The organism is Rhodanobacter sp. Root480, assembly GCF_001426645.1.
Lineage (GTDB): Bacteria > Pseudomonadota > Gammaproteobacteria > Xanthomonadales > Rhodanobacteraceae > Rhodanobacter > Rhodanobacter ginsenosidimutans.
The window spans coordinates 617,152-633,527 of record NZ_LMEX01000001.1; the positions used below are offsets into that span (position 1 = coordinate 617,152).

At 65.6% G+C, this 16,376-nt stretch carries 15 protein-coding genes and 1 riboswitch; of the genes, 12 read left to right on the top strand and 3 right to left on the bottom strand.

Annotation, left to right across the window (positions count from 1 at the left end; all coding sequences use genetic code 11):
* Positions 1 to 173 precede the first annotated feature (173 nt).
* The 4 genes from ASD22_RS03005 (at position 174) to ASD22_RS03020 (ending at position 3,471) form a co-directional block, all read left to right on the top strand.
* Positions 174 to 713 (top strand): 2'-5' RNA ligase family protein, encoded by a 540-nt coding sequence (locus ASD22_RS03005; RefSeq protein WP_200946312.1) that lies wholly within the window; start codon positions 174 to 176, stop codon positions 711 to 713.
* A gap of 160 nt (positions 714 to 873) precedes the next feature.
* The gene (locus ASD22_RS03010; RefSeq protein WP_056078721.1) at positions 874 to 1,866 is read left to right on the top strand and encodes a L,D-transpeptidase; all 993 of its coding nucleotides are present in this window, start codon (positions 874 to 876) and stop codon (positions 1,864 to 1,866) included.
* Between the two features lies 1 nt (position 1,867).
* A complete protein-coding gene (locus ASD22_RS03015; RefSeq protein ID WP_056078723.1) occupies positions 1,868 to 2,596 on the top strand; it encodes a M23 family metallopeptidase in 729 nt (242 codons plus the stop codon).
* A 224-nt stretch (positions 2,597 to 2,820) separates the two neighbouring features.
* Positions 2,821 to 3,471 carry a murein L,D-transpeptidase catalytic domain family protein gene (locus tag ASD22_RS03020; RefSeq protein ID WP_235577574.1) on the top strand — a complete coding sequence of 217 codons (651 nt, stop codon included), beginning with the start codon at positions 2,821 to 2,823 and terminating at the stop codon, positions 3,469 to 3,471.
* Positions 3,472 to 3,708: 237 nt separating this feature from the next.
* Here the strand turns inward: ASD22_RS03020 and ASD22_RS03030 are convergent, their stop codons facing one another.
* Positions 3,709 to 4,518 (bottom strand): DUF72 domain-containing protein, encoded by an 810-nt coding sequence (locus tag ASD22_RS03030; protein WP_056078729.1) that lies wholly within the window; start codon positions 4,516 to 4,518, stop codon positions 3,709 to 3,711.
* 123 nt (positions 4,519 to 4,641) lie between these two features.
* Between ASD22_RS03030 and cycA the strand changes: the two genes are divergently transcribed.
* Positions 4,642 to 6,024, top strand: a complete 1,383-nt coding sequence (gene cycA / locus ASD22_RS03035; protein ID WP_056078730.1) for a D-serine/D-alanine/glycine transporter — start codon at positions 4,642 to 4,644, stop codon at positions 6,022 to 6,024.
* Between the two features lie 154 nt (positions 6,025 to 6,178).
* Positions 6,179 to 6,445 (top strand): DksA/TraR family C4-type zinc finger protein, encoded by a 267-nt coding sequence (locus ASD22_RS03040; RefSeq protein ID WP_056078733.1) that lies wholly within the window; start codon positions 6,179 to 6,181, stop codon positions 6,443 to 6,445.
* Between the two features lie 42 nt (positions 6,446 to 6,487).
* Here the strand turns inward: ASD22_RS03040 and recN are convergent, their stop codons facing one another.
* Entirely contained in the window at positions 6,488 to 8,167 is a 1,680-nt protein-coding gene (gene recN / locus ASD22_RS03045) for a DNA repair protein RecN (RefSeq protein WP_056078735.1), read from the bottom strand.
* 140 nt (positions 8,168 to 8,307) lie between these two features.
* Between recN and hrcA the strand changes: the two genes are divergently transcribed.
* The 6 genes from hrcA (at position 8,308) to ASD22_RS03075 (ending at position 15,470) form a co-directional block, all read left to right on the top strand.
* Positions 8,308 to 9,369 (top strand): heat-inducible transcriptional repressor HrcA, encoded by a 1,062-nt coding sequence (gene hrcA, locus ASD22_RS03050; RefSeq protein ID WP_056078738.1) that lies wholly within the window; start codon positions 8,308 to 8,310, stop codon positions 9,367 to 9,369.
* Positions 9,370 to 9,451: 82 nt separating this feature from the next.
* On the top strand, positions 9,452 to 9,988 hold the full coding sequence (gene grpE / locus ASD22_RS03055; protein ID WP_056078741.1) for a nucleotide exchange factor GrpE: 537 nt from the start codon (positions 9,452 to 9,454) through the stop codon (positions 9,986 to 9,988).
* Positions 9,989 to 10,111: 123 nt separating this feature from the next.
* Positions 10,112 to 12,037 (top strand): molecular chaperone DnaK, encoded by a 1,926-nt coding sequence (dnaK, locus tag ASD22_RS03060; protein ID WP_056078745.1) that lies wholly within the window; start codon positions 10,112 to 10,114, stop codon positions 12,035 to 12,037.
* 133 nt (positions 12,038 to 12,170) lie between these two features.
* Positions 12,171 to 13,292 (top strand): molecular chaperone DnaJ, encoded by a 1,122-nt coding sequence (dnaJ, locus tag ASD22_RS03065; protein WP_056078748.1) that lies wholly within the window; start codon positions 12,171 to 12,173, stop codon positions 13,290 to 13,292.
* Between the two features lie 72 nt (positions 13,293 to 13,364).
* A complete protein-coding gene (dapB, locus tag ASD22_RS03070) occupies positions 13,365 to 14,168 on the top strand; it encodes a 4-hydroxy-tetrahydrodipicolinate reductase (protein WP_056078750.1) in 804 nt (267 codons plus the stop codon).
* Between the two features lie 73 nt (positions 14,169 to 14,241).
* Positions 14,242 to 14,403, top strand: a riboswitch (yybP-ykoY riboswitch).
* Positions 14,404 to 14,462: 59 nt separating this feature from the next.
* Positions 14,463 to 15,470, top strand: coding sequence for a sodium:calcium antiporter (locus ASD22_RS03075; protein WP_056078753.1), 1,008 nt, complete (start codon positions 14,463 to 14,465; stop codon positions 15,468 to 15,470).
* A gap of 15 nt (positions 15,471 to 15,485) precedes the next feature.
* Here the strand turns inward: ASD22_RS03075 and ASD22_RS03080 are convergent, their stop codons facing one another.
* The gene (locus ASD22_RS03080) at positions 15,486 to 16,181 is read right to left on the bottom strand and encodes a 2OG-Fe(II) oxygenase (RefSeq protein WP_056078756.1); all 696 of its coding nucleotides are present in this window, start codon (positions 16,179 to 16,181) and stop codon (positions 15,486 to 15,488) included.
* Between the last annotated feature and the right edge of the window lie 195 nt (positions 16,182 to 16,376).

Here is a 16,376-nt window from a genome sequence, read left to right on the forward strand (position 1 = left end):
CCGCCAGTGTAATACCGCGGGGCCGACGTGGGGGCGCGGGCGTACCGCCTTATCGCGGCATGGATTATTCTCGGCGGCCCATCGACCAGGCATTGCCGCGTCACGCGTCCTGCGTGCCAGGCGAAGAGACGACCATGTCGCAACAAGCATCATTCCCCGGGTTTGCGCAGCCCGTGGCCACCGACCGCCTGTTTCTGGCGATATTCCCGAATCGCGATACCGCCGAAAGGCTCGCCGCCTTCGCGTCCGCACAATGTGCCCGTCACGATTTGCGCGGCAAACCGCTGGCGACTGACCGGTTCCACGTCACGCTGTTCCATCTGGGCGATTCGGTGGGCTTGCGCCTGGATGTGGTCGAGGCGGCCCGTGCCGCGGCGGCGCAGGTCACGGCGGCGCCGTTCGATGTGGTTTTCGACCAGGTCACCAGTTTTGACGCGCACCGGGAAAAGTCGCCATTCGTGCTGACGGCCGATCATGGCAACGAGTCGTTGCACGCTTTTCAGGTCGAGCTTGGCGTGCGCTTGCGCGAGGCCGGGCTGGGCCGCTGCGTAACCACGGGTTTCAGGCCGCACCTTACGCTGGCGTATGACCGTCGGGTGGTCGCTCCCGAAGCGGTGGCCCCGATCGCGTGGCGGGCGGAGGAGTTCGTGCTGGTGCACAGCCTGCTGGGCCAGACGCGTCACATTCCGCTGGCGCATTGGCCGCTCGGATAGTTCAACCGTCGACGCGACATTCCGCGCATCGGTGCGTTCACGTGCGGTAGTCGGCGCGAACCCGGCGACCGATGCCGGTCTGGCGTTGCGCTGGTAGTGCCAACGGTTCTTCACGCAGGCTGCGGCAAGCTCTGATCTCCCCACAGGAGGTCGCTTGCCGATGATCGAAAAACGCTGCTTGATTCTCGCCGCGCTGCTGACTGCCATCGCCGCACCCGCGCTTGCGGACGAGCAGAATGCGGTGCCGGTCGTGCTCGACGTCGCGGCAGTCAACGATGCCGCATTGGCTGCGCCGGTGCGTGCTGGCGACAAGGGTGCTGCCGTATTGCGTGCGCAGATCCTGCTGGACCGTGCCCGTTTCTCGCCGGGAGAAATCGATGGCGCCTACGGTTCCAACCTGCGCCAGGCGATTGCCGGGTTCCAGGCCAGCCGTGGGCTGGGCGTCACCGGCGAAATGGACGCGCCCACCTGGGCGGCGCTGGATCAGGATCGCGCACCTGCGCTGGTCGAGGTCACCCTTGGCCCCGGCGACGTTGCCGGACCGTTCCTCCCGGTGCCTGACGACACGGCGGCGAAGGCGGGGATGGATGCCCTGGGCTACGCCTCGCCGCTGGAGGCGTTGGGCGAGAAATTCCACGCCAGCCCTGCGCTGCTTCAGCAGTTGAACCCCGGCAAGGATTTCAGCCATGCCGGCGAATCGCTGGTGGTACCGAACGTGCAAAGCGCCACGCCATTGCCCGTCGTGGCGAAGGTGGTGGTGGACAAATCCGACGCCACCGTTTCGCTGGTGGATGAGGCGGGCAAGGTCGTGGCGCAGTACCCCGCATCCACCGGCAGCAGGCATGACCCGTTGCCCATCGGCGACTGGAAGATCGAGGGCGTGGCGAAAAACCCTGTCTTCCACTACAACCCCAAGCTGTTCTGGGATGCCGACGCGGGCGATTCCAAGGCCATTCTGCCGGCAGGCCCCAACAATCCGGTGGGCGTGGTGTGGATCGACCTGTCCAAGCCCCACTACGGTATCCACGGCACGCCGGAGCCGTCGAAAGTGGGCAAGACCGAATCGCACGGTTGCATCCGCCTCACCAACTGGAGCGCGCGGGAAGTGGCCCAGGCGGTGAAGCCCGGCATGACCGCCACCTTGAAGAACTGAGATGAAAGTGCTGATCGGTTTTGTGCTGGGCGCGGTGTGCGCCGTGGTGGCCATGCTGAGCCTGGGCGGGCGCAAGGCCATTCCCTTCGTCGTACAGGACAGCCCTCCGCAGGCGATAAGCGCCGCCGCAGCGATGGACGCGCCACTACCGCCGGAGGTGGCCACCGTCCAGCCGCAGGTTGCTGCACCCCCCGCGATCACCGCAACCACAGCGACCGTGCATGACGAGGCAGCGCCTGCCGCGTCGGCCTCCGTCATCGAAGCGGCGCCCGATACCTCGGGCCTGCCCGCCAGCGCCATCTCCGGTTTGCTGATGCCGGTGGTGGGCATCAAGACCGGCGACCTGGTGGACACCTACACCCAGGCGCGCCAGGTCCGGGGCGTGCATGACGCGATCGACATCATGGCCCCGCGCGGCACGCCGGTGGTGGCGGTGAACGACGGCGAGGTGGTGAAGCTGTTCGACAGCGTGCGCGGCGGACTTGCCGTCTACCAGTTCGGGCCGCAGCAGAAAGTCGTCTACTACTACGCCCATCTGGACCGCTACGCGCCAGGGCTGGCCGAGGGACAGATGCTGCATCGGGGCGATCCGATCGGTTTCGTGGGGAGCACCGGCAACGCCAGCGCCGATGCGCCGCACCTGCATTTCGAGATCGGCGTACTCGGTCCGGAAAAACACTGGTGGCAAAGCAGGCCGATCAATCCCTACGGCCGGATAATCGGGCCGTAGCGCCGGGGTGGGTGTCGCCCTCATGCGTCCGTGTTCGGCCTGAATGGTTCGGGCGGGCAGCCTGCTGTTTTGTCGATGACGGCCCAACATATGGTTAACCCGTATCCGCTAGACTGCGCCCCATGTCGTTGAAAACCTTCATGTCGGCGCTGATGCTGGCGATCGCCGTGTGTGCGTGCGGCGTCGCGCTGGCGGCGGTGCGGCCAGATGCCGTCGATCAGATCATGCCTTCCGCCGCGATGCCGCTGACCGCGACGCAACGTCTGGCGCGCGAGGCGCCCGCGATCGATCCGCAGGTGCTGTCGCTGGCCCTGGCGGCGGTGCAATGCGCGCGGGCCAGTGGCGTGGGGATGACGGCACAACGCCTGGCGGTGATCGATTACAGCATGCCGTCGCTGCAGCGTCGGTTGTGGGTATTCGACCTGCGCAGTCATGAGCTTCTGTACCGCGAATGGGTGGCGCACGGCAGCGGCTCGGGCGGCAACCTGCCCACGCATTTTTCGAATGAGGATGGCAGCCACGCATCCAGTGTGGGCCTGTTCGTCACCGGCGCCACCTACACCGGCCGCAACGGCTACTCGTTGCGCATGGATGGGCTGGAGCCGGGTTTCAACGATGCCGCCATGGATCGCGCCATCGTGATGCATGGGGCCGATTACGTGAACGTGGCAGCCGACAAGGCGATGGGTCGATTGGGGCGCAGCTGGGGCTGCCCCGCGCTGCGCAGCGCGGTGGCGCGCCCCATCATCGACGTGATGAAAGACGGCCAGTTCGTGTTTGCCTATTACCCCGAACAGGCCTGGCTGGCGCGCTCCGCGTTGCTGCATTGCCCGGCCGCACAGCTGGCCTTGGCGGCAGAACGTTCCAGGCAGTGATGCAGGGCGTTTTTGCACGAGGCTTTCCGCTGACTCACCGCGGCGGAAGCGCTGACCTGCCGCTGCACGGCGGCCGCGTGCCGCGCTGGCTGGCCGATCGGATGATCCGGCTGGGCGCGCTGATGACGGAGGCGATCGAAGGTGCGGGATGGCAACGCGCTCGATCCTCTACGGCATGGTCGAATCGGCTGATCGATCGCACGCCGAAACCCTCGTTCCGTTGATTACAGCCACCGATCAATCGCGGGAGCGGGTGTGCACGGCGCGCGGTTGCGTCTGTTCCACAGGTTCCGGCATTGCCATCAACTGCTGCAGCCGCAGCGCATCGGGAATGGCGTGGCCATGCGCGGTGTTGTCGAAAATGACCCACGCCTCGGCGCCGTCGGGGGTTTCCTCGCTGACCTGCGTGGCCACGGCACGCAGCGCATCGTCGTCGTAGGCGCTGTAGTACGTCCGCGGCGAACCATGCAGGCGCCAGTAGCGCAGCGCGGGTTCGCCGGTGGCGTGACGTGCCGCGGGGCAGGGCGCGGGATCGGCCCCGACGCGGGCCAATCTATATCGCAGCCACAGGTCGTCGGCCGGGTCGGCGAACCAGCTGGCGTGGCGCGGCTCGCAGGCCACGCCACCATTCCAGCGAGCACGCAACCGCTTGAAGAAGGCGGCCGCCACGCGTCCGTCGAAAGCCAGACTGGGCGGCAACTGCAGCAGCAGGCAGCCGAGCTTGTGGCCCATCGGCGCCACCTGGGCCAGAAAATCGTCCAGCAGCGGCTCGGCTTTCCGCAGCCGGGCGTGGTGGCTGATGGTCCTGGGCATCTTCAATGCGAAACGGAAATCCGCCGGAACTGCCGCGGCCCAGCGTTCGTAGGTCTGCGGTCGATGCGGGCGGTAAAACGACGAGTTGATTTCCACCGCATCGAAACGGCTCGCGTAACGTTCGAGCAGGCTGGCACCGCTGTCGAACAGCGGTTGCTGCGCGGTGGCGATCGACCAGCCGGCACAACCAATGCGCAAACGGATGCGGGGGCGGGTTGACGTCGGTTCGGCCATGTTCCGCAGTGTGCGGGGCGCGCGTGAAGGCGCGGCGATGGCTGGCGGATGTCCGCTTCGCCATTTCCCTTGCCGCCGGGTTTCTTCTATGTTTGCGCATCCTGAACGCCAGAGGCGCGCTGCATGACCGCATTGCCGGAGCATCCCGATCACCTGAGGCGCAGCCTGTCGAACCGGCATCTGCAATTGATCGCCATCGGCGGCGCCATTGGCACGGGCTTGTTCATGGGGTCGGGCAAGACCATCAGCCTGGCCGGGCCATCCATCGTGCTGGTCTACCTGATCATCGGCGTGATGTTGTTTTTCGTGATGCGGGCGATGGGCGAGCTGCTGCTCTCGGACCTGCGCTACAAATCGTTCATCGACTTTTCCACCGACCTGCTGGGACCTTGGGCCGGCTTTTTCTGCGGCTGGACTTACTGGTTCTGCTGGATCATCACCGCGATCGCAGACGTGATCGCCATTGCCGCCTATGCCCAATACTGGTTTCCGGGGCTGGCGCCGTGGATTCCCGCCGTGCTGTGCGTGCTGCTGTTGCTGACGCTGAACCTCACCACGGTGCGCTTGTTCGGCGAGATGGAATTCTGGTTCGCGTTGATCAAGATCGTGGCCATCTGCGCATTGATCGTCACGGGCTTTGCGCTGGTGGCGTGGGGCTTCGAGTCGCCGACTGGCAACAAGGCGGCGCTGGCCAATCTGTGGAATGACGGCGGCGTTTTCCCGAAAGGGCTGCGCGGGTTTTTCGCGGGGTTCCAGATCGCGGTGTTCGCCTTCGTGGGCATCGAGTTGGTCGGCACCACCGCCGCTGAAACGGCCGACCCCGAGCGCAATCTGCCCAAGGCGATCAACTCGATTCCCGTGCGCATCATCATTTTCTACGTGATGGCGCTGCTGGCGATCATGGTGGTGACGCCGTGGCATCTGGTGGAGGCGGGCAAGAGCCCGTTCGTGGAACTGTTCGTGCTGGCCGGCGTTCCGGCCGCCGCCAGCCTGATCAATTTCGTGGTGCTGACCTCGGCCACGTCCTCGGCCAACAGCGGCATTTTTTCGACCAGCCGCATGCTGTACGGCCTGGCGCAGGAGGATCATGCGCCGGGCGTTTTTGCGCGGCTGTCGCGCGCGGCCGTGCCGTCGCTGGGTCTGCTGTTTTCCTGTTTCTGCCTGCTGCTGGGCGCCACCCTGGTCTACGTGATCCCTGACGTGGTCACGGCCTTTACGCTGGTGACCACGCTGGCGGCGGTGCTTTTCATGTTCGTGTGGTCGTTGATTCTTTGTGCGTACATGGCGTACCGCCGCAAGCGACCGCAGCTGCACCAGGCCTCGAAGTACAAGATGCCCGGCGGCGTGGTGATGTGCTGGGTCTGCCTGGCGTTTTTCGCGTTCGTCATCGTGTTGCTGACCCTGCAGACCGATACCCGCGAAGCGCTGCTGGCCAGCCCGATATGGTTTCTGCTGCTGGGTGCCAGCTACGTGTGGAAGCGCCGTCGCGCGGTGCGCGCCAGCTAGGCGAAAACCCATCGTCCCAACGCCACGGCGGGTCCGTGGTGACAGGCGTTTGTTCCGGACGCCACGGCGGGGAAGCGGTTCTTCACGCGCGATCGCCGCCGTATTCATCCCCGCGCGGCTATCCTCGGTACATCCCTGTCATCCGGAGACGCTCATGGCAACGGGTTGGGCCGGCGATGGCGCCGTGCAGGATCAGATCGACGCTACCGTCAACGACGCGGTATCGCGGGCACGCCGGCAACTGCGCAAGGGGCCGGGCCTGATGCGCTGCGAGGAATGCGATGCGGAAATTCCCGAGGCGCGCCGCATGGCCGTGCCCGGCGTGCGCCTGTGTGTGACCTGCCAGGAACTGCACGACAAGGAGCAGGCCAGCGCGGCGATGTTCAACCGCCGTGGCAGCAAGGACAGCCAGTTGCGCTGAACGCGGTGCACCGCTTCGCAGCATGGGAGCTCGCCGCGAACGTTACTTCGCCACCGCTTGCCCGCGCTCCAGCATCTGTTTCGCATGCGCCCGCGTTTCGCGGGTGATCTCCACGCCGCCCAGCATGCGGGCCAGCTCATCGCGACGACCGGCGGCATCCAGCGTCTCGATGTGGGTATAGGTCGAATCGCCCTCGCTGCGCTTGCTGACGCGCAAATGCGCATGGCCCTGGGCAGCCACCTGCGGCAGGTGGGTGACGCACAGCACCTGCCGCTGCATGCCCAGCGCGCGCAGCTTCTGGCCGACCACCTCGGCGACCGCGCCGCCGATGCCGCTGTCGACCTCGTCGAACACCATGGTGCCCACGGCGTCGTTGCCCAGGGTGGCCACTTCGATGGCGAGGCTGATGCGCGCCAGCTCGCCGCCGGAGGCCACCTTGCGCAGCGGCCGCGGCGGCTGCCCGGGATTGGCGCTGACCAGCAGCTCGCAGCGCTCCTGGCCCAGCGGGTCCGGGTCGGTGCCGGCGACCGGCTCCAGTTCGATGCGCAGCACGCCACCGGCCATGCCCAGCTCGCTCATCAACGAGCCCACTTCCTGGCCAAGTCGTATGGCCGCGTCGGCGCGCGAGTGGCTGAGTTGTTCGGCGGCCTCGGTGTATTCGCGCTGCAATTGGTGGCGTTGTGCGTCGAGCTTGTCCAGCGCATCGCCCGCGCCTTCGAGTTCGGTCAGTTCGGCCTGCATCTGGGCCAGTTTGTCGTGCAGCTCAGCTACGGGCAGCCGGTGTTTGCGTGAGAGTTCGTGCAGGCGGGCGATATGGGTATCGACTTCGGCGTAGCGGTCCGGGTCCAGGTCGACGTCCTGCGCGTAGCGGCCCAGCCCGTCGACCGCCTCGCCCAGCTGGATTTCCGCGTTGTCGAGCAGTTCCAGCAGCGGCGTCAGCCGTTCGTCGAGCGTGGCGAGCTTGCCCAGTTCCACCTGGGCCCGGCCCAGCGCCCGGCGCAGCGCGAATTCGCCGTCACCGTCGAGCAGGTCCACCACGCCGGAGGCGCCTTCGGCCAGCCGGCCGGCATTGGCCAGCCGCTTGTGGCTGGTTTCGAGATCGGCCAGCGCGGCGGCGGGCAGGGCCCACTTTTCCAGTTCGCCGATTTCATGGCGCAGCAGCTCGATGCGGTGGTCACGGTCTTCACCGCCGCTGAGGCGACGCACGCGGGCACCCAGTTCGCGCCACTGCGTGGCCCGGTCACGCACTTGCGCCAGCAGTGCGTCGTGGCCGGCGTACGCATCGAGCAAGGCCATCTGGTGGTTGCGCGAAAGCAGCGCCTGGTGCTCGTGCTGGCCGTGGATCTCCACCAGCAACTCCGCGATCTCGCCCAGCTGGCGGGCGTTGGCGGGGCGGCCGTTGATCCACGCCCGCGAGCTGCCTTCGGCGCGCAATACACGGCGCAGCTGGCAGGCGCCGTCCTCGTCCAGCTCTTCGCGCTGCAGCCATTCGCGCGCCAGCGGTAGTGCGGCCAGGTCGAACTCCGCCGCCAGCTCCGCGCGATCACTGCCGGCGCGCACCATGCCGCTGTCGGCGCGGGCGCCAGCCAGCAGCATCAGGGCGTCGACCAGCAGCGACTTGCCGGCGCCGGTTTCGCCACTGACCACGGTCAGGCCGGGGCCGAATGCGATCTCGGCTTTTTCGACGACAGCGAACTGGCGGACATAGAGCGAGGTGAGCATAAGCCAAGCCGTAAGGGGATCAGGCGATTGTAAAGGGAGCCAGCCTGCAAACGACTCCCTTGGGGTCGCTTGCCCGGCCATTCTTGCAATGCGCGGGCGCAGACCTTATTTCTATGCGGTCTCAGGGACTGCAACAGCACATGATCAACCCTTACGGTCACGACCTCGATGCGCGTGCGCGGCGGCTGCTGCGCACGCTGATTGCGCAATACCTCGTCGACGGCGAGCCGGTGGGGTCGCGCACGCTGTCGCGGTCGTCCGGGCTGGACGTGAGTCCGGCGACCATCCGCAACATCATGGCCGACCTGGAGGACGCCGGGCTGGTGGCCTCGCCGCATACCTCGGCCGGCCGCGTGCCGACACCGCGGGGACTGCGCCTGTTCGTCGACAGCCTGATCGAACTGCAGCCGCTGCCGCACGAGGACATGATCCGCCTGCAGCGCGAACTGCCGCCCGGGCCGACCACCACGCGCGACCTGCTCGGCAACGTGTCGACCCTGTTGTCGGCGATGACCCGTTTCGCCGGTGTGGTCAGCGTGCCGCGGCAGGCCGATTTCCCGCTGCGCCACATCGATTTCGTGTCGCTGCCGGACGCGCGGGTGCTGGTGATCCTGGTGTTTACCGACAATCAGGTGCAGAACCGCATCGTGCAACTGGCCAAGCCACTGGCCAGCCATGAGCTGGAACAGGCGGCCAATTACCTCAACAGCCAGTTTGCCGGTTTGCGGCTGGACGACATCCGCACCCAGCTGCTGATCGAATTGCGCGAGACCAGCAGTGAGCTCAACCGCCTGCTGGCCAGTTCGGTGGAATTGGCCGCCGCGTCCTTCGCGCCGCAGGCGGGCGGTGACGACGTGCTGGTGAGTGGACAGACCAACCTGATGGCATACTCCGAACTCGCCGATCTGCAGCGTTTGCGCGAGCTGTTCGACGCGTTCCAGCAGAAGAACGAATTGCTGCAATTGATGGAAGTGTGCGCCCGTGCACCGGGTGTGCGGCTGTTCATCGGCGAGGAATCCGGCTTTTCCGCACTGGACGGGTGCAGCGTGGTCACTGCCAGTTACGGCGCGCAGGGGCGTGTATTGGGGGCGGTCGGCGTCATCGGCCCGACCCGGATGGCGTATGAACGGGTGATCCCGGTGGTAAAGGCCACCGCCGGATTGCTCAGTGATGCCTTGAATCGCGCTGCCACGACCTTATAACCGCTGCGGGACGGAGTTTTCCGCGAATTCACTGACGGCTGGCCGCCACGCCGGCCATGGCCAAGGCTTTGGAGTTTCCTAAATGCACAACAACGACCCGCACGCACCCCACGACGCGCAGGGCGAAAATCCCGATGTCGAGGCCGGCAATCTCGAAATCGAGACGCTGAAACTGCAATTGAGCGAGCAGCAGGCGCTCAATGCCGAATTGCGCGAAGCCAACCTGCGCGATCATGCCGAGTTGGACAACCAGCGCCGCCGCATGCAGCGCGATCTGGACCAGGCGCGCCGTTTCGCCAATGAGAAACTGCTGAATGAGCTGCTGCCGGTTTATGACGGACTGGAGCGCGGTCTGGCGGTGCAAACCGGCGACGTGGCGTCGGTGCGCGAGGGCATCAGCCTCACGTTGAAATCGTTGTTGAAGATCGCCGAGAACAACGGCCTGGTGCAGGTCGATCCATTGGGCCAGACACTGGATCCGGAACGCCACCACGCCGTCAGCATGGTCGACGCTCCGGGCGCGGTGCCGAATACCGTGGTGAACGTGCTGCAGAAGGGTTATGTGCTCAATGACCGGCTGCTGCGGCCCGCGCTGGTCGCGGTGGCCAAGGGCGAATAGCCAGCCAGATCAATCGTCAACACCCCACATCCGGGGATGCAGCCGCCATTGAATCGGCAGGCTGCAACCCCATTCTGAAAACCAGTCGCGGCGGCTGACCGCCGAAAAATTTGGAGCATAGTTATGGGCAAGATCATCGGTATCGACCTGGGCACCACCAACTCGTGTGTGTCGGTCATGGACGGCGGCACCGCCAAGGTCATCGAGAACTCGGAAGGTGACCGCACCACGCCGTCGATCGTCGCTTTCACCAAGGACGGCGAAGTGCTCGTGGGCGCCTCGGCCAAACGCCAGAGCGTGACCAACCCGAAAAATACCTTCTATGCGGTGAAGCGCCTTATCGGCCGCAAATTCTCCGACGCGGAAGTCCAGAAGGATCTGAACGTCGTGCCGTACGGCATCGTGGCCCATGACAATGGCGATGCCTGGGTGCAGACGTCCGACGGCAAGAAAATGGCGCCGCAGGAAATCGCTGCGAAAGTGCTGATGAAAATGAAGAAAACCGCCGAGGATTATCTCGGCGAGTCGATCACCGAGGCCGTGATCACGGTGCCGGCGTACTTCAATGACAGCCAGCGCCAGGCCACCAAGGATGCCGGCAAGATCGCCGGCCTCGAAGTGAAGCGCATCATCAACGAGCCCACCGCGGCCGCGCTGGCCTATGGCCTGGACAAGAGCGGCGGCGACCGCAAGATCGCCGTTTACGACCTGGGCGGCGGCACCTTCGACGTGTCGATCATCGAGATCGCCGAAGTCGACGGCGAGAAGCAGTTCGAAGTGTTGGCCACCAACGGCGACACCTTCCTGGGTGGCGAAGACTTCGACATGCGCGTCATCGACTATCTGGTGGACGAGTTCAACAAGGAGCAGGGCATCGACCTGCGCAAGGACCCGCTGGCGCTGCAGCGCCTGAAGGATGCGGCCGAGCGCGCCAAGATCGAGCTGTCCTCCAACCACCAGACCGACGTCAACCTGCCGTACGTCACCGCCGACGCCTCCGGCCCGAAGCACCTCAACATCAAGCTGACCCGGGCCAAGCTGGAGTCGCTGGTGGAAGAGCTGGTCAAGCGCACCATCGAGCCGTGCCGCACTGCGTTGAATGACGCCGGCCTGCGCGTTTCCGACATCAACGACGTGATCCTGGTCGGTGGCCAGACCCGCATGCCGAAGGTGCAGGAGGCAGTGAAGGATTTCTTCGGCAAGGACCCGCGCAAGGACGTCAACCCGGATGAGGCCGTCGCCGTGGGCGCGGCGATCCAGGGCGGCGTGCTGGGCGGTACCGTCAAGGACGTGCTGCTGCTGGACGTCACCCCGCTGTCGCTCGGCATCGAGACGATGGGCGGCGTGATGACCAAGCTGATCGAGAAGAACACCACGGTGCCGACCAAGGCCTCGCAGACCTTCTCCACCGCCGACGACAACCAGACCGCGGTGACCGTGCACGTGTTGCAGGGTGAGCGCGAGCGCGCCAACGTCAACAAGTCGCTGGGCAAGTTCGACCTGCAGGGTATCGACCCCGCGCCGCGCGGCATGCCGCAGATCGAGGTCACGTTCGACATCGACGCCAACGGCATCCTGCATGTGTCGGCCAAGGACAAGAAAACCGGCAAGGAACAGAAGATCGAGATCAAGGCCGGTTCCGGCCTGTCCGATGAAGAAGTCGCGCGGATGGTTGCCGACGCCGAGGCCAACAAGGAGGAGGACCGCAAGTTCCACGAGCTGGTCGCCACCCGCAACAAGGCAGATCAGCTGGTGCACGCCACCCGCAGTGCGCTGAAAGAGCATGGCGGCAAGGTGCCGGCGGATCAGCTCAGCAGCATCGAGGGCGCGCTGTCCGAACTGGAGAAAGCCAAGGACGGTGACGACAAGGCCGCGATCGAATCGAAGATCGAGAAGCTCGAGCAGGCGTCGCAGGCACTGCAGGCTGCCGCGCAGGGTGGCGGTGCGGCCGACGATGGCGCCCAGACGGCTCCGGGCGGTGGTTCCGCCCAGCCCGACGACGTGGTGGATGCCGAGTTCACCGAGGTCAAGGACGACGAGAAGAAGTGATCGTCAGCTAGTCGGCGCCGCCGATTGACGCAGCCCGCGCCGCAGGAATTCCCGCGGTGCGGGCTGTTTGCTGAGAGGGACATGGTTCGCGGTGTGCGGGCCATCGCAAGGTCAACAGGTTGTGGGTAGATGAATGAGCAAGCGTGATTACTACGAGGTCCTGGGTGTCGAGCGCACGGTCGCCGAAGGCGATCTGAAGAAATCCTTTCGCCGCCTGGCGATGAAGTACCACCCGGACCGCTGCCCGGACGATCCGACGGCGCAGGAGAAATTCAAGGAGGCCAAAGAGGCCTACGAAGTGCTGTCGGACGCACAGAAGCGCGCGATGTACGACCAGCACGGCCATGCGGCCTTCGAGGGCGGCATGGGCGGTCGCGGCGGTGCCGGCTTCGGCGACGTGGGCGATATTTTCGGGGACATCTTCGGCGACATCTTTGGCGGTGGCGGCCGTGGCCGTCCGCGACGCGGTTCCGACTTGCGCTACATCATGGAGCTGGATCTGGAGGAGGCCGTCTTCGGCGTCAGTCGCCAGATCGAGATCCCCACCCAGGTCAACTGCCAGCACTGCAATGGCTCGGGTTCGGAAGACGGCAAGGTCAGCCAGTGCAAGACCTGTCGCGGCCATGGCCGCGTGCGCATGCAGAACGGCATCTTCTCGATCCAGCAGGCGTGCCCGCATTGCGGCGGCACCGGCCAGACGATCGAGAAACTGTGCAAGAAGTGCCACGGCGAAGGCCGCCTGGAAGAGACCCGCACGTTGTCGGTACAGATCCCCGCCGGCGTCGACAACGGCGATCGCATCCGCCTGACCGGGCAGGGCGAAGCCGGCCCCGCCGGATCACCCGCGGGCGACCTGTACGTGGAAGTGCACGTGCGCGAACACGCGATTTTCCAGCGCGAAGGCAACGACCTGTATTGCGAACTGCCGATCCGTTTCTCGCATGCGGCGCTGGGCACTGAACTGCCGGTGCCGACGCTGGAAGGCGAGGTGCCGATCAGCATTCCGCCCGAGACCCAGACCGGCCAGGAGTTCCGCCTGCGCGGTCGCGGCGTCAAGTCCGTACGCAGCGGCCGTCATGGCGACCTCATCTGCAAGGTCGTGGTGGAGACGCCGGTACGATTGACGCGGCAGCAACGCGAACTGCTGGAACAACTGGAAGCCAGCTTCGACGACGGCGATGGCGAGAAGCACATGCCGCGTGCCAAGACCTGGGGCGAGGGCGTGCGCCAGTTCTGGTCGCGGGTGACCTCGTAATCACGTTCATCGCAAGCCGGCGCCGGTGCTGCGCCTCAACTTTTCATTTCATTCATGCCAAGGACGTTCGCCATGACGACGCCACCGATCCGCCTCGCCATCAACGGCGCTTCCGGTCGCATGGGCAGTGCGCTGCTCGCGCTGCTTCGCGACGACTCGCGGTTCGAACTGGTGCATGCGGTGGTGGCGCCCGGTTCGGCGGATGATGGGCAGCCGGTGAATGTCCGCCCTGGTGCCGCGTTGCGCTTTGCGCACGACTGGGCCGGAGCACCAGCGCTGGATGTGATGATCGATTTCAGCGGGCCGGCCGCACTGGATGGCGCGCTCACCCATTGCCTGGCCCACGGCATCGCCCTGGTCAGTGGCACCACCGGCCTCGACGCTGCCATGGAGGCCCGATTGGCGCAGGCCGGCGAGCGCATTGCGTTGTTGCGTGCCGCGAATTTCAGCCTGGGTGTGGCGGTGCTGACGCGCTTGCTGCGCGATGCCGCCGCGGCGTTGCCGGATTGGGACCTGGAGATCGTGGAGGCCCATCACAACCGCAAGCAGGATGCGCCCTCGGGCACTGCGCTGGCGCTTGGCCATGCTGCTGCCGACGCGCGCAAGACCACGCTCGATCACGCCGCCGTCTACAGCCGCGAAGGCCAGACCGGTCCGCGCGCCGAAGGCAGCATCGGTTTCGCGGTGGTGCGCGGCGGCGACATCGTGGGTGAGCACACGGCGTTGTTGATCGGCCATGGCGAGCGGGTGGAGTTGGGCCATCGCGCGACCGATCGCTCGATTTTCGCGCGTGGTGCCTTGCAGGCAGCGTACTGGCTGAGCAGCCGCCCGGCCGGCCATTGGCAGATCGACGACGTGATCGCCTCGCCGCCATAAGATCCTGCAACGGATGACAACCGCAATGAGGTGCCGCGGGCTTGTGCCCTTCCTGCGCTGCCGCTAGGATTCGCGCGTTGTCATTGGGGAGTAGCCAGCCTCTTTTCCCCTGAGGCGTTCGCATCAACAGACTTGGTCGTCGTGTTTCGGCGCCATGGTGCGAACAGCCGCTGATGCCGCCCAGGCGTTGGCGTTGCCCGGCGAGACCTTTGGCCATCGACATGCTTACCCGGCCGGGCGAGCGGTGTCGTTGCGCCATCGGTATTCCGCTCGCCCGGCTTTTCGTTGGTACCCATGCTGCTTACCTGCGTGCTGTTTTTCGGTTCGGCGCTGGCCATCTACCTGGCCTGCGAATACTTCGTCAACGGCGTGGAATGGTTCGGGCGCAAGCTCGACCTGAGTGCGACGGCCACCGGCACGGTGCTGGCGGCCTTCGGTACCGCGTTGCCGGAAAGTGCGGTGACTTTCGTCGCCGTGATATTCGGCAAGACGCCATCGGCGCGTGATATCGGCGTCGGCGCCGCCATGGGCGGGCCGCTGGTGCTGGCCACGATCGCCTATGCCGTCGTCGGCGTGGCGTTGTGGTGCAACCGGCACCGGTTGCGGCGGACCGACCGGATCATCCGGGTCGACCATCAACGCCTTGCGCGCGACCAGTCATGGTTCCTGGCGATCTTTGTGGTCAAGGTGGGCTTGGGATTGGTGGCGTTCGCCTTCAAGCCGGCGCTCGGCGTGCTGTTTCTGGTGGCCTACGCGTTGTACGTGTGGCGGGAAGTGCGCAGCGAAGACAGCGCCCCGGAAGACGAATCCCTCGACCCCCTGAAGTTCCGCCCGCACCATGCCGAGCCGGCCATGCGCTGGGTGGTGGCGCAGACGGTGGCGGCGCTGGCGGTGATCGCGGTGGCGGCGCGTGTGTTTGTCAGCCAGCTGGAATCGATCGGCACGGCGTTCGGCCTGCCGCCGCATCTGGTGGCGCTGGTGCTGAGTCCGGTGGCGACCGAATTGCCCGAAACCGTCAACGCGCTGATCTGGGTGCGCCAGGGCAAGGAGCGCCTGGCGTTGGCGAACATTTCCGGTGCCATGATGATCCAGGCCACCATCCCCAGCGCGCTGGCGATATTCGCGACGCCCTGGCTGTTCGATACGCCGCTGATCGTTTCCGGCGCGCTGACGGCCGTTGCGATCGTCTACCTGTGGTGGCTGTTCCGGCGCGGCGGGGTGGATGCCCGCTGGCTATGGCCGGTGGGGCTGCTCTATGGCGTATTCGCCGCGTACGTGGCCTGGCATTTCGCCGGCGCATGAGGCCGGCGATAGTGTTCAATCCGGATGCGAGGCGTTGCGATCGCGTCCGGCGCCGAGGCGCGTATCGAGTTTCCCGAAAATTTTCTTGAACATGCGGGAGAACTTTCCACGCCGCGTCTTGCGCTGCTTTTCCTCTTCGCTGGTGAGCCAGGAAACCTGGATCACCCGGCGTTCGCCTTCATAGGGCAGGTGGCCGTGGAATGAATTGTCGCAGCGCTTGAAGGCGGCGAATTCGCCGTACAGCGGCGGCAATTCCGGCGCCACCATCGCGTCGATGTCGTCGATCTTGTGCAGGAACCGCAGGCAGCCGTTGCTGGTATCGGGCCAGCTGTGGTTGAGATAAAGCAGTGCGGTGACCACTTTCGAGCGGCTGTCGGTATGGATGGTGCCGTGGCGCTTGTTCAGCAGACGGCAAACCGTCACCAGGGTCGGGTATTGCTCCAGCCCGTCGATGCCCAGCCGGCGGCCCACGGCACTGGCGAAAGAGGGTGCCGTCATGTGCTCCACCAACGCATTGACGGACGGCCCGCAGTCACCCGGGTCATAGGGAAAAAACCCCGCGCTGGGGTAGCGTGGAAAATCGTGCTCCAGATCCCCGCGGGCTTCGTCCGGCAACTGGCCATGGGCCAGCAGGAAGGGGAAAGGCTGTAGATGCACCGTGGTGTCCGGGCGATCAAGACGCGCTGGATCAAGCAGGACAGCGGTGTGCATACGTCATTCAACTCCATGTAATCGCGGCAAGTGTACCCGTGATCACGGCCATGCCGAAGACGTGGATGACGAGTCATTCATGCGTCGTAAGGTGGACAGAACCCCCTGTCGCCACCTATCATTTCCAGCCGCCCCAATACCTTTCTTTCCACTGTTCACAAGCCAGCACCCCCGCGGCTTGCGGACTTTGCTGCA